Genomic DNA, 12,041 nt, shown 5'->3' with positions numbered 1-12,041 from the left:
ATCACTCCTTCACCGCGCACCAGCCCGGACCGGACAGGTTGAAAATCTTGTAGGAGGCGCCGTTTAACGTGAGCACGTCCTCCGAATCGGCCGCACCGCTGCCGATGGCATAGACTTCGATCAACTCACCGCGCAATTCCTTGTAAGCCGCGGTCGTGTGCGCGACGAGCCAGGGGAACATGGTGACCAGTCCGTATCGTTGGTCGGGATTGGCGGCGGTCTGGAAATTGCCGTGAGCTGCGGCGCACGATCCGGTCTGTCCGGCCGCGCTCGCCCAGCCGTCGAACTTGTTGATGGCGTAAAAACTGCCCGGGGACTGGTAGTGTCCGACCACGACCGGCTGCGGGTCTTCGCCGATCTTCGCTCCGACTGCGTATGCGCTCACGAGGCTCGCCAGAGTGACCGTATCGGGGATGGAAACCGTATCGACAGCGGATACCTGGACGCGCTCGATCCCGGCGTCATCTTTGATGATGTAGCTCGAGCCCACCGTGAAAATGGAGGCGTCGTTGACCTGCAGCGTGATGTCCGCGCCGGGTCCGGCCGCCGCCTGGGTGACCGCCACCGCCCCCGACCAAAAGCGTTTGATCAGGCCACTGTACTGCCCGTAGTAAGTGGCGACGATCTTGGTAACGATGAAGACATGATCCTTGTCGGCGTAAATCCAATACAGGAAAGCTGAAGCGTCCACGGTCTTGATGTAGGTGTAACTGGTTTGAAACGCCTCCTTCACGCCCGCGTGCGTCACCGCGTCCCAGTAAAGGTAGGCCCGGACCGCAATACGGTCGGCCGCGGTGTCGTTGACAAAACGGATGAAGATATCTTCGGAGCCGCTCTCTCCCGCGGAGGTCAGCACGTAGCTGGGCTCGGCGTCGCCGGACCGGTCGTCGTGGAGAGACCACCCGACCGTTCCCACCAGAAAGTCCTTCAGCCGGACAAGCAGGTCGGCCGTGTTGGCGGCTGTGCCGGACGTGTTGTGATAGGCCATACGTTCCTCCTACAGGATCGGGTTTTCCGTACCGGTGATCCGGAGCTTGATGTCGGTTTTGTTTTGCACCGGCGTTCCGGCCGGCACCGTGCAGCGACGCCAGAACGAGAGGGTCGCGTTGTGCGCCTTGTCGCCCAAGTTGAGCGGCGCGCCTCCGACGGCGGTGTCGAGTCCCGCCTGCGTCAGCGCCAACGCGTACCAATCCGACTCATCGCCCCCGGAGACATCCACCGGCTCGATCACCAGCCCGGTATAGTCGTAGCCGGAATAGACCACGGCACCCGCATCATGGGCGGCCGGGGTTGTGCCTCCGTAGCCACGTTCCACGGCGAGGACGGTTGTCCCGCCGCCGCTCAGGATGCGCATCTGTTCGTCGTCGACGATGATGATTTCGCCGTCAACGGAGAGCGGCGCTGAGAGTTGCAGAGATGTCTCCCCCGACGCCAAGGCGGATGCCAGGGTGGTCTGCTCGTTGGCGAGGAACAGCTCCTTGTCTTTCGTTTCCCCGTCCGTGCCGTTGTAGGTGTCGTCATCAGGGTTCGCGAGGTCCCCTTCGGACACGCGCTGGGTCAATGTGATGTCTTCGTACAGGTGTATCGCCATCGATCTCTCCTATGCCGCAGGCCATTGCGTGACCGTGTATTGGTTCGCCGCCGCCTCGAAACCGGCCATCGCCTCGGCGTGATCGTCCCGCTGCCGGTAGCGCCAGCGGAGGCACGGCTTCGACTTGCGGAAGCCCGACCCGTTGAGCGGCATCGAGCCGAGCCGCATGGGCCGGGTCCGATCCACCGACAGGAGCAAGCCTGTGTGATTCAGCCTGCGGCGGTTGAGCAGGAGCGTCTCCACGCGTCTGCGGCGCGGTATGCCCGTGTCCACGTCCATCTCGAAGGATGCACGGGCTTCGGTTACATAGGCGTCGGTCAATTCAGCGAGGTTGAGCGCCTTGTTGTTCAGGGAGAAGCCGGGCCTACGGGCGCGCCAGCGGTCGACGATGTCCCATGCCCCGGAGACCTCCGACCATTGGGAGTCGGCGTAGGCGGTGATGAACAGGTGACGGCCCACGGCCGCGCCGGAGACCTTGTCGTCCCTCCCGAGCCTCGAATGCCCGACGCGGAACCAATGAGAGAGCCGCGACCGCTTCCCGTACCGGTGTGTGCGACGGTCTCCCGCGAGGTCGGGCGCATCCTGAACGGCTTCCGAGAGCAGACCTTTCTGCCGGAACTTGATCCGGCAAGACTGAGCGGAGCGATTCAGGCGCGAACGATTCAGGTACTGGCCCGCCAGCCGGATGAACGAGACGCCCGGTTCCACTGCGGGCTTGGTTTCGATCTCGCAGCAGAACGACGCCCGCCGTTCGCTGACCCAGAGGTTCGGCAGGCGTTCGATATTGAGGTTGCCGGTGTTCAGGCGGAACCGGGGAGATCGACCATGCCAGCGGGAGACGCACACTGCGGCGCGCTCGATGTCCTGCATGAGCGTGGTGCCGTCGGTGATCCGCCACCAACCCCAGGTTTTGTTCTTGCGGGTGAGGTGGAAATCGGTGTTCAGGGCGTTGTGGTTGACCACGAAGGTTTCGTGCAGATGCCCGAGACACACGCGCTCGACGACCTTCTTGATGATCGCCTCGAAATCCGATTCCATCGACAAGAGCGTGTAGAGCCACTGCAGGAAGAACACCCGCGTACCGACGGGATGATGGAAGGGCAGCGCATCCCGGACTCCCTGGACGAGGTTGTCGCTGTCGATGCGGTAGACGCCCAGGCTGTAGATCAGCCCAGGAAGCTTCGCCCGTCCGACAACCGAACGGCGGTTCAGGCGCAGCGCTTTGTGAAAAGTCTCCTCGATGCGCCCCTCCCACCCGATGTCAACGAGCGAGCGGCCGATGGCGGGGATGGTGCTCTTGCGCCGGTAAATCTCTATGGCCTCGCGGATAAGCCTGCGCTGGGCGGCGGCATCGACGGTGGGATCGAAGCGGTGACCGACGATCTCACCGAGAAACGGCAGGAACCGCTCCTCGCACCGCCCGACGTCGAAGATTTCGGGGAGGCGTTCAGCCAGCGCCTTCAACTCGTCCAGACTCGCGGCCGGGACCTTGAGGAAGGCATCCAGATCGCCGGACTCGTCCCTCTCCCGGTAGAGCGGCGGAAGGAGGTCGATGAGTTTCTTTTCGAAGTAGGAGGACATCAGGATGCCCTCCGCACATCGAGGTTGACCTGACCGAGCGCCGCGATCTGACCGGCGCGGATGTCAACGTCCTGGATGGGTGTGTACATGCGCACGTGGCTCACGCCACGCACGCCGTCCAGAAGCGCTACCAGATCCGAGTAGTGGACCGGTGCGCCGAAGCTCATGCGGTCGAAGGCGAAGAAATCCGCCAATGCCTGTTCGACGCGGCTCCGAACCAAGTCGAGGTCCTCGCCGGCATAGGCGAACACCTCCGTGTCAATCGAGACCGGCCGGTAGACGGGATCGAAGAGGTTGATCTCGACGGTGATGACCTTGCGCGATTCCAGGTATTCGGCGAGGTCCTGCTTGAGAAGCATCGACGGCGGACCGCCGCCGTCCGGGGCCACGGCCAGGTTGACCTGGTAGTAGCGAATGTTCTTGCAGTCGTTGACGTCGAGGATTTGGGCCTTGGCCACACCGGGGAATCCCTCCGCCAAGGCAAGGTAATCCTCCTTGGTGACCGCTTTCCAGAGCGAGCGCACCTCGGCCGGAGCCTGTTTTCGGGCGTGCTCCAGCGTCTCGCGGGCGGCTCCGCCGGTCGCCGGGACCGGGTTGGTTACCGCGAGGGGAACCAGACCGCCGTCGAGGTAGATGGCCGTGAGAAGCTCGGTGACGAGATTGGGACCCAGGTTGCCTTCGGCCCCGAGGGTTTCGAGGTACTGGACGCGGATTTCCGCGCCGGAGTCGGGAACCGCTCCGCGCAATCCGTCGCCGAAGACGATCCGGGTGATGTCCAGCGCGTCGGTCTCGGCCATGAAGTGGCGCGAGTCGGAACCGCTTTCCTGAAAGTGGGAGACCTCGGTCCATTCCTGGTCCTGCACCCACACACGGATCGAACCGTGGGCGATTTCTTTTCCGGCAAGGATGATCGAGTCGCCCGTGTCCCCGTCTGCTGTAAAGGTCTCGGTCTTGCGTTTTCCCTGGCGCGCGCCTGCATCGACGCTCGTCCGGCTCCGAGGGATCGTCGCGTCTTCGGCCGTCTCGAACACGATGTCGTTTTCTTCCAGACGGGCCCTGCACGTCGTTCCCGCCGGGATCACCAGATCCGCGTCGAAAGGTGCGGCCAGGGAGAAACGCAAGGTGGTGGTTGCGGCCACCGGCCCGTCGAGCCGGTAGCTGATAAGCTTGCAGAGGTTGATGACGTTCTGCCGCTGACGGGCGGTGGGCAGGAAGGACTCCGCCGCCTGGGCGTCGAGATAGTAGGCCAGCATATCGCCGATGCCGCAGAAGAGTTCCAGCAACACCACGCCGAGGTCGGACGCGTTGAAGTCGGTCCAGCGGTCGGTGAGCTGCGGCACCCGCGCCAGCAGTTCCCGGCGCAGGGAGTCGTAGTCCTTGTTCGTGTAAGCAATGCTCGCTCTGCCCATTTCCGTTCGTCCGTTGCGGTTCGGTCACAAGTGGTCCCGCCGGACGAGCCGGACGAGGACCCGCTTGTTACTTACCGGCGACGGCGCGGAACTGTCGGGGCGGAGCGGATTGGCGCGGCTCGCGGTAGAAGGGATAGACCAGGTTGCCTTCCACCTGGCTTTGAATGACGCGATAGGCGATGCGGACCGGGAGAAGGTTGCTGTCCTTATTGGAGGGGGAATCGTCGAAGGACACACCGGTGATGACGACCCGTTTCTCCCAGCGCCTCACGGCGTCGATCACGTAATGGCGGATCAGGCCCCTCAACACCTCGTCGTTGGGCTCGAACACCAAGTCCTTGAGCCTCGATCCGAATTCCGGGCGCATGAAGCGTTCGCCCGGCCGGGTGCCGAGAATCTGAATGATGCTCTCGTGGATGTGTTCGTGTTCGGTGGAGGTGGCCGAAGAGACCTGTGCGCCCCCGGACCGCCGCTGAAAGCGGAAGGGAAACTTCAACCCGCGTCCGAGGAAATCCAAAGCCATCAGTCACGCTCCTCGCAGATGCTGCCGGGCGAGTTACCCGAATCTGGGTCTCCATTGGAGCCATCGTCGTCCGGGAAATGAATGACCAAGTCCAAGCCGTTCGCCATGGCGACATGGATCGTACCGTCGGCCTCGATGACGCCCTTGTGACCGCTTTCCATGGCCGTAAAGCCCTTGGCCCCGCCGGGGACCAGACGAACCTCGATATCCTCTCCCACGCCTTCGATGCGGGAAATGCCGAGCACCACCGAGGTGCCCGCGGGGTTGCCGATCATGGCTGTGCGCTCTGACTGGAATACATCCAACCGGTATCCGCCCGGCAGCTCGATGCGGTAGCGTCCTTGGGCGGTCTGGTTCGGATCGATGTCCAGGGGAAGCCCCTCGATCCCGGCCGCTTCGTAGGTCACCCGCACCGCCTCGGGTTTAAGCATAAGGTCCCGGCCATCAGGCAGCGTCACCTTGCCGGCTCGAGCGGGATCGAGGATCACCGCCTCGCCGTCATCCATCACCGCCAATATGACCCCTTCGGGGCTGGTACGCACGAAAATGCCATCGGCCATAACAAAAAGTCGCCCGCCGTCCGGGAGGTCACGTACTGTGGTTCCGGCTGGCATGGTCACGAACGGGTGAAAGTCTTGGTCGTTGTTCAACTTGTTCAAATATTCCTGGGCGCTCTGGCGATGAGCATCGAGCACTTCCTCAGCCTGTCCCCGAATGGTCTGGGAGGCATCGTGTCCGGCCTGGAGGATACTCATGATTCCGGAGAGTTTTTCCTCGATGCCCTTTAGCGCGTAATGATTCTCTCCGGAGTCTGTTTCTTCAATCACGGTGCCTAAATAGTATTCCTCGGGCATGGCTTCTCTCCTACGATCCAACCAGGGTGGGGTTGGACTGGTAGAACAGGGTGTTCTTCGGTGTGACTTGTCCGGTTACCCCGTCAAATTCGAACACCCACCACGCGGTGCCATCCTGATTGGGGACGTTGAAGGTGTACTGCTGGCCGCTCTGCAAAAAAAGTTTTACAGTCGCACCCGACTGGGCCAGAGCCCAACTGGGGTTTGAACTCCGGTTGGTGTAGTTATGCACGTAGTAACGAAATGGTCCGGGAATAAGGCGAAAGATTGTGATGGTTTCTGGGCCATAAGATGAGGTATCGTCCACGTCCAGTTCTGCCGCATCGGTTTCGTAATCGTGGCCATAATATACATGGAACCTCGTCCCGTTGGGCAGAGGCCCCCACAGATGCGAATCCAGGTCCGACGGAGTCGCTCCCCATTGCAGAACGATCCGCGCTATCTGGCCGACCAGAACGGGTGACAGAACGATGTTCTCGCCGGAAACACCCGTTTCGGAAACGTTGATAAGACCCGTTGCCGTGATATAGTTTTGTGCCGATGCCTCGTAGTAATAAAGCCCTTCGCGTAAGTTCACTTCGTAGTACCCGTAATAATCGGTAACCGTCTGGGCCACAATAGGCCCTGTCTCGATGAGGCGAAAGAGGATGGTGGCGTTGGGGATGCCTGAGGTGTTGAGCGCGTCAATCACTATGCCCGTGACTCCCATGATGTTAAGCCCCTGGAAATCGGGGTGCAACGCGAACCAGGAGGCATAACGCGCCTCGACCATTACGTGGCGAACGCTCAATTTGGCCGGTGAGTCCCAGACGATGATCATGGCGTTGCCGACATTACCGCTGAAATAAAGGAAACCGTTTTCGTCTACATTCACTATATCCGCATTCGAGGATTGGAAAACCGGGGCACTGGCCTTGCCACGGACGGACAGAGGAATAAGCTGCTCCATTTCCGCAACCGAAACACGGATGCTCTTAGGAAAAACGTCCCAATAAGCCGGGCTGGTCAGATCATCGCTCATTGTGGGACCTCGGCGCTGGCCTGACCGTATACTTCAACCTGAACGTGTCTCAGGCTTGTTCGCTCTTCAGATGCCCAGACCATGATCATGGCCGCTCCGGGCGTAAGTCCACACAGAACGTTACCCAACTCATCGATATCCGCGACCTCGGAATTGGACGATTCATAAACCGGAGCAGGAACATTGCCTCGAATAGAGAGAGGGATCATCTGCGAATACGTGGAGATCGAAACACGAATCAACTTGGGAAAAACATCCCAGTAAATATTCTCGTTCTCGCGCATCCCCATTACCTCAATCGTCGTTCGTGTTAAGGCTTCCGGTCACGATGATCGCCCCGCAGGCCGTGATATCGCCAATGCGGGCGTTCGGCAGTCCCTCGGTTGCCGTGTTCAGGCTGCCCGTCACGATGGGGGTCACGCCGTGACCCGGAATCGGGCAGACGTGCAGGTCGCCCAAGCGTGCCGCGGGTCTTCCGTTGACGACAGTCCGAAGCGCGCCGGTTATGATCACGCCGCCGTGACTGGAGATATCACCGAGTCTCGCTTGGGGTCTTGCCATGGCTATTTCCCTGTCAGAAGGTGGATCAAAAAACCGACCACGCCGCCCACGGTTCCGCCGATGGTGAGCACAAGACCGACCACTTTCCACATTGTTTCGACGCCCATTTTTTCATTGATTCCGGCCTGCAGGCTCTTGATATCGTCGGCGTGCCGGCGCAGGTCGTCCTGGATGTTGCGGACCAGAAGGTCTACGTTCTCCTTGTCCGACTTCTTCTCGATTTCGTGCTCGATCTTTTCAAGCCGCGCCTGGATTTCCCTACGATGATCCTCGAGAATGTTCCTGAACTCGGCCCGCCATGATTCGAAGGTCCGAGCCAGCATCCGCTCGCTCTGGCTCCAGTCGCACGGGACGCTCTCAGGTCTGGTTTCAGCCATTCGATTTTTCCCTTCGCAGCGGAAACCGGCCCCGTATCTGCAGATCGCGCTCGAATCGGTCCGGCAAGCCGCACCGTTCCGGATTCCGGCTCACTTCATCCTGGTTGCAATGGACCTGGTCGGCACCCATGTTCTGTGAGACCGAGTCCTCATAGATGCGGTAGAAATAGAGCGGCTTGGGGATATGGCGCACCTCGGTAAATTCCGCGAGACGTAAGCAGAGGCTGTAGTCTTCATCGCAGTAAAAACTCTCGTCGATGCCCCCGCTTCTCTCAAATACCGAAGGCCGGATGAGCCGGAATTGGAGGGTTTTGAAGTCCTGAAGCATCCGACCCCTCGAATAAGGAGCCCGACGACGATTGCTGTACCCGGTTATCCGGTCGGAGGCGTCGATGACCTGGTAGTCCGTGTAGACCATTCCGACGGTCGGATTTTCTTCCAAAACCGCGACTGTCTCCTCCAGGGCCGTGGGAGCAAGCATGTCGTCGCTGTCCACCCAACACAGATACGTCCCGAAGGTGTCGGCCAAGGCCGATTTCAAGGCTTTGACAGCCCCCCGATGGTTATAAAAGGCGATGCGCACACGCCGGTCTTTCTTGGCGTATTCGAGGGCTTCCTTCGCGGTCTTATCGGTCGAACCGTCATCCCAGACGAGCAAATCGAAATCTGTGTATGTCTGAAATAGAACGCTTTCGATGGCTCTACCGATATAGCGCTCCCGGTTACATACCGGTATGACGATTGAAACGGTTGGATGCATCGCATCTTCCTTTAAGGGTTGATCAACACCTTGTTCGCTGACCGGATGATTATGTTGCCTGTTACGCCGTCCATCGTGATGGTGCTGCCAGCTTTGTCGTTGAAACGTATCTTCTCCGAGCCCTCAGTCGAGTCGATCAAGAGCTCCTGCGTACCGCCCAATCCCCAGATGTGGACCTTCTCCTTGCCCTTGGTGGTGTCGATGAGAATCTTCTGCCACCGGGCGCGGGACTTGTCGCAGGACTGGATATGGATTTTCTCCATGTCCTTCCACGCCTCCCAGCGCACGAACTGCCGGCACAGATCGGTGATCTCGATGCGGGCCTTCTGGTCCTTGATGTCCGAGTCGATGTCGAGCTGGTCGCCCTGCTCGGCGTCCTTGGTTCCCCGGCGGCGCGCATTGCCGGTCTGAATGTCGCGCTTCACGCGGCATTCCATATGAAGAATCTGCCCGGCCCGGTCGATGACCTTGAGGAACTCCTCCTCGTCGCGGTCATCGAGAACGATAGTGTGTCCGGTCTCGGTCTTGAGAAGAACCTTGCGGCGCGGGCAGTAGTACGGCGGGTGGCCGTGGTGTTTCTTGTGCTCCAGGTCGTCCCGCCGGTCGGGCTTGTGCTCGACCTTGTCCTCGCAGTCATGGCAGGTCGGATCGGAACATAGGGGTTTGGATTCCTCCGGTTGCTCGCCGGGGTTGGTCTTTGCCAGCCACACGCCGGACCAGATCGGGTACTGGACATTGCCCCCTTCGAATTCGGCCCAGACGGAAGCGCCCTCCTCGGGGATGAGAAACACGCCGATGTCCTCGTTGCCGCCGTAGGCAAAGCAGGGCCACGCCCATTCAGACCAGTTCTCTTTGCCGGTTCCGAGCACCGCTGGAATTTCGAGCCGGCAGCGGCCGAGCCGCTCCGGATCGTTGTTGTCCCTCAAGAACGCTCTATACTTTCCGTACCAGCGGTTTTTGTAGCGTTCCTCGTGCTGCCGGTCCTGTGTCTCGATCACGATTCGTCCCTCGGATTACTTCAGCGGCAGAAAGCCCCGCAGCACCTCGCGCACGATGCGGGTGACGGTTCCGTCCGGCGTCTTCTTCGGATCGGCCTTGGCCACGGCATGACGCAGGGCGTCCTGCGCCGCGGTTTCGAGCTTGAGTTCCTGGCCGGCGACGCCGGTCTTGACCTCTTTCGCTCCGAGCCGCTCGATGACGCCGATCACCGCGTCAAGTGCCGAGGCCTTGGCCCGGCCCCAGGCCGTGAGCTTGATGACGGTAACGAGCGTCACAAACAAGGTCGCGATGAGTTCCTTGTGGTCCAGGAAGAGGGTCAGAATCTGTTCAAGCTGTTGCATTGCGTTCACCTCCAATGGTTTTCATTGCTTCTTCGAACGAAACGTATTTGCCGCCGAGGTGTCCCCATCGGGTCCGCACCTCGCGGATGTCCACGTGGACAAATCCTTGCTCCGGGTAGACGCCGATTCCGCCGTTACGGAAGGCGGCCACCTGCTCGGCGAGTTCGTACATCCCGGCGACGGACAGGCTCTTGATCACGATGTCCGCGGCGTGTCCGCGCAGATGCCGACTCTGTTTTGCACCGCCCACCGCCTGGTTGTGATCGGGACAGCGGTAGCCGCTGGTGACGCGGATTGGAGCGTTTGCGAGGTCTCGCAACTCCTGGAGCGCATCCACGAGGCGTTGATCGATCTCGGTCTTGCCGCAACACCGGCAGGCGAACTCGCTCTTCGAAAAATTCCGGCTCAGATCTCCCATGTGTCTTTCCTCCTTACAGCCTCCGCCCGCTGTCCGCGTCGATGGTCACCATCGGCGGCGGCTCTTCCTTCGGCGTGATCGGCGCTTCCTGGTCGTTCTGCTTGCCCTTGGCCTCGTCCGACTTGTCGCCGGCCCCTTTGCCCAGGGCGTTTTTCTTGAGTTTCAGTTCGCAGTGATATCCGCCCTCGCCGAAAGCGTGGCGGACCGAATGGCAGTAGTAGACGCCCGAAAATTTGCGGCCCACACCCTTTACCTCCACGTTCTGCTTGGCGCGCAGCGCGGGGATGCCGATGGTCACCGCGTCGGCTTCCACCTGGCGGAGTTCCGCCTCGCGGAATTTCCCCTCGGAAAGGTCCTGTGCCGGTTCCTGCCGGGGCTCCTCGTGAAAGCCCTCGGAACGGTCAAAGGTGAGGACCACCTGTCCGGACTCTTGCTCCTTGTAAGCGCCCTCGCCGGTGTTCCCGTCCACCAGGTAGGTCCGTTTTCCCAGCGAGGTCCGCTCCGGGGTGGTCTCGTTGTTGGCCTTGTGCTCGACCGGCTCCTTTTTGCGCGGGTCCACGCCCACGGCTTTGGTCTCGACGCCCGCTCCTTTGGCCCCCTGTGATTGCGTCGAGGGGCGGAAGGAACGTAGAACACCCTTGCGGTCGGCGAAGTACTCGAGGATCGCGGCGGGTTTCTTGTCCAGATCGCGGGGATGGAAATGCAGCTCGTCGTCCTGGATGTAGAAGACGTATCCGGTGACGCCGTCGCCGTCCTTGTCGCGCGCCTTTCCGGCCAGCTCCTTGAGGAACTGGGCGTCGGAAACGTTGCTCTGGGTTAAGCGCAGATGGCGGCCTTTCGTGGCCGTGACCACCGGAGTGAGGCCGTTGGCTCCTGCGATCTCCTCGGCGATCTCGGAGTAGAGAATGCCGGGCGCGGGCTTCTGCCAAACCTTCTGGTTCTCCTTCCCGGCCAGCTTGAAACCTTTGTCGTAGGCCTTGATGCGGATCGTCGGGTCGCCGTCCTCCGGGAAGTCGTAGTCGATGTCCTTGATGACTGCTTTCTTGCGCGGCGAGAGGTTGCCGACATATCCGAAACGGGCGACGATCTCGTTGCCTTCCTGGAACAGGGGATCGTCGACGAACTGAAGGTTCCGGTCGGTGACCGCCAGCTCCAACACGTCGAGTTCCTCCTCGTTGTCCTCGAAGACGAACGAGGTGATCTCCTGCGTGATATCCGCCGAGAGGGTCTGCCCCTCGATCTGGATCAGAAAGGTCGGTTTGAAGGTGTCGATATCCATGCGCCGATCTCCAGTCGGCCCGCCTGAAAGACGGACTCCACCGGATACTTACCGGCGCGCGGCGCGAGGTGTCGGGATGGATGAGTCCGGGGACTCAGTCCAGAAGCCGCATGCTGACGTGTTCCGCCGAAGGGATGCGCAGGATGGTCCCCGGCGTCAGTTCCATGGGAAAGAAAATGTCGTTGTAGTCGCATATGATCGTAAGCGTCCGGTAAACCCCATCTTCACAGCCTGGAAAAATCCTGGCATGATAGGCCCCAGAATGGAGGACAAATCATGTCAGGTGATGCGGTTCGAATTATTGGAATAAAAAATGGCAGATCAACA

15 protein-coding genes are annotated in these 12,041 nt (G+C 60.7%); all 15 read right to left on the bottom strand.

The window, feature by feature from the left end:
• Nucleotide 1: 1 nt before the first annotated feature.
• Complete coding sequence (locus tag RBT11_12620; protein MDX9787619.1) at nucleotides 2–988, bottom strand: hypothetical protein; 987 nt, start codon at nucleotides 986–988, stop codon at nucleotides 2–4.
• 9 nt (nucleotides 989–997) lie between these two features.
• A complete protein-coding gene (locus RBT11_12615) occupies nucleotides 998–1,591 on the bottom strand; it encodes a hypothetical protein (protein ID MDX9787618.1) in 594 nt (197 codons plus the stop codon).
• A gap of 9 nt (nucleotides 1,592–1,600) precedes the next feature.
• Nucleotides 1,601–3,172 (bottom strand): phage tail protein, encoded by a 1,572-nt coding sequence (locus RBT11_12610; protein ID MDX9787617.1) that lies wholly within the window; start codon nucleotides 3,170–3,172, stop codon nucleotides 1,601–1,603.
• Nucleotides 3,172–4,581, bottom strand: a complete 1,410-nt coding sequence (locus tag RBT11_12605) for a baseplate J/gp47 family protein (GenBank protein ID MDX9787616.1) — start codon at nucleotides 4,579–4,581, stop codon at nucleotides 3,172–3,174. Before RBT11_12605 ends, RBT11_12610 begins: the two co-directional genes overlap by 1 nt.
• Nucleotides 4,582–4,648: 67 nt before the next feature.
• Nucleotides 4,649–5,104, bottom strand: a complete 456-nt coding sequence (locus RBT11_12600; GenBank protein ID MDX9787615.1) for a GPW/gp25 family protein — start codon at nucleotides 5,102–5,104, stop codon at nucleotides 4,649–4,651.
• Nucleotides 5,104–5,958, bottom strand: a complete 855-nt coding sequence (locus RBT11_12595) for a hypothetical protein (GenBank protein MDX9787614.1) — start codon at nucleotides 5,956–5,958, stop codon at nucleotides 5,104–5,106. The genes RBT11_12600 and RBT11_12595 overlap by 1 nt, the downstream gene beginning before the upstream one ends.
• A 10-nt stretch (nucleotides 5,959–5,968) precedes the next feature.
• Nucleotides 5,969–6,979 (bottom strand): hypothetical protein, encoded by a 1,011-nt coding sequence (locus tag RBT11_12590; GenBank protein ID MDX9787613.1) that lies wholly within the window; start codon nucleotides 6,977–6,979, stop codon nucleotides 5,969–5,971.
• Complete coding sequence (locus RBT11_12585; GenBank protein ID MDX9787612.1) at nucleotides 6,976–7,263, bottom strand: hypothetical protein; 288 nt, start codon at nucleotides 7,261–7,263, stop codon at nucleotides 6,976–6,978. Before RBT11_12585 ends, RBT11_12590 begins: the two co-directional genes overlap by 4 nt.
• Nucleotides 7,264–7,273: 10 nt before the next feature.
• Complete coding sequence (locus tag RBT11_12580; protein MDX9787611.1) at nucleotides 7,274–7,540, bottom strand: PAAR domain-containing protein; 267 nt, start codon at nucleotides 7,538–7,540, stop codon at nucleotides 7,274–7,276.
• Between the two features lie 2 nt (nucleotides 7,541–7,542).
• Entirely contained in the window at nucleotides 7,543–7,917 is a 375-nt protein-coding gene (locus RBT11_12575; protein MDX9787610.1) for a hypothetical protein, read from the bottom strand.
• On the bottom strand, nucleotides 7,910–8,677 hold the full coding sequence (locus RBT11_12570; protein ID MDX9787609.1) for a glycosyltransferase: 768 nt from the start codon (nucleotides 8,675–8,677) through the stop codon (nucleotides 7,910–7,912). Before RBT11_12570 ends, RBT11_12575 begins: the two co-directional genes overlap by 8 nt.
• 11 nt (nucleotides 8,678–8,688) lie before the next feature.
• Complete coding sequence (locus tag RBT11_12565; protein ID MDX9787608.1) at nucleotides 8,689–9,675, bottom strand: phage baseplate assembly protein V; 987 nt, start codon at nucleotides 9,673–9,675, stop codon at nucleotides 8,689–8,691.
• A 15-nt stretch (nucleotides 9,676–9,690) separates the two neighbouring features.
• Nucleotides 9,691–10,017, bottom strand: a complete 327-nt coding sequence (locus RBT11_12560; GenBank protein MDX9787607.1) for a hypothetical protein — start codon at nucleotides 10,015–10,017, stop codon at nucleotides 9,691–9,693.
• On the bottom strand, nucleotides 10,004–10,435 hold the full coding sequence (locus tag RBT11_12555) for a D-Ala-D-Ala carboxypeptidase family metallohydrolase (protein ID MDX9787606.1): 432 nt from the start codon (nucleotides 10,433–10,435) through the stop codon (nucleotides 10,004–10,006). Before RBT11_12555 ends, RBT11_12560 begins: the two co-directional genes overlap by 14 nt.
• Nucleotides 10,436–10,448: 13 nt before the next feature.
• Nucleotides 10,449–11,714, bottom strand: a complete 1,266-nt coding sequence (locus RBT11_12550) for a hypothetical protein (protein ID MDX9787605.1) — start codon at nucleotides 11,712–11,714, stop codon at nucleotides 10,449–10,451.
• Nucleotides 11,715–12,041: the final 327 nt, after the last annotated feature.

This window comes from Desulfobacterales bacterium, from assembly GCA_034003325.1.
Lineage (GTDB): Bacteria > Desulfobacterota > Desulfobacteria > Desulfobacterales > JAFDDL01 > JAVEYW01.
Note: the sequence above shows the minus strand (reverse complement) of the source record. Positions and strands in the feature narration are given on the sequence as shown.

Bases quoted from the DNA above. Each gene is read 5' to 3' on its own strand.
- RBT11_12620 (MDX9787619.1), bottom strand. From the start codon at position 988: ATGGCCTATCACAACACGTCCGGCACAGCCGCCAACACGGCCGACCTG.
- RBT11_12615 (MDX9787618.1), bottom strand. From the start codon at position 1,591: ATGGCGATACACCTGTACGAAGACATCACATTGACCCAGCGCGTGTCC.
- RBT11_12610 (MDX9787617.1), bottom strand. From the start codon at position 3,172: ATGTCCTCCTACTTCGAAAAGAAACTCATCGACCTCCTTCCGCCGCTC.
- RBT11_12605 (MDX9787616.1), bottom strand. From the start codon at position 4,581: ATGGGCAGAGCGAGCATTGCTTACACGAACAAGGACTACGACTCCCTG.
- RBT11_12600 (MDX9787615.1), bottom strand. From the start codon at position 5,104: ATGGCTTTGGATTTCCTCGGACGCGGGTTGAAGTTTCCCTTCCGCTTT.
- RBT11_12595 (MDX9787614.1), bottom strand. From the start codon at position 5,958: ATGCCCGAGGAATACTATTTAGGCACCGTGATTGAAGAAACAGACTCC.
- RBT11_12590 (MDX9787613.1), bottom strand. From the start codon at position 6,979: ATGAGCGATGATCTGACCAGCCCGGCTTATTGGGACGTTTTTCCTAAG.
- RBT11_12585 (MDX9787612.1), bottom strand. From the start codon at position 7,263: ATGCGCGAGAACGAGAATATTTACTGGGATGTTTTTCCCAAGTTGATT.
- RBT11_12580 (MDX9787611.1), bottom strand. From the start codon at position 7,540: ATGGCAAGACCCCAAGCGAGACTCGGTGATATCTCCAGTCACGGCGGC.
- RBT11_12575 (MDX9787610.1), bottom strand. From the start codon at position 7,917: ATGGCTGAAACCAGACCTGAGAGCGTCCCGTGCGACTGGAGCCAGAGC.
- RBT11_12570 (MDX9787609.1), bottom strand. From the start codon at position 8,677: ATGCATCCAACCGTTTCAATCGTCATACCGGTATGTAACCGGGAGCGC.
- RBT11_12560 (MDX9787607.1), bottom strand. From the start codon at position 10,017: ATGCAACAGCTTGAACAGATTCTGACCCTCTTCCTGGACCACAAGGAA.
- RBT11_12555 (MDX9787606.1), bottom strand. From the start codon at position 10,435: ATGGGAGATCTGAGCCGGAATTTTTCGAAGAGCGAGTTCGCCTGCCGG.
- RBT11_12550 (MDX9787605.1), bottom strand. From the start codon at position 11,714: ATGGATATCGACACCTTCAAACCGACCTTTCTGATCCAGATCGAGGGG.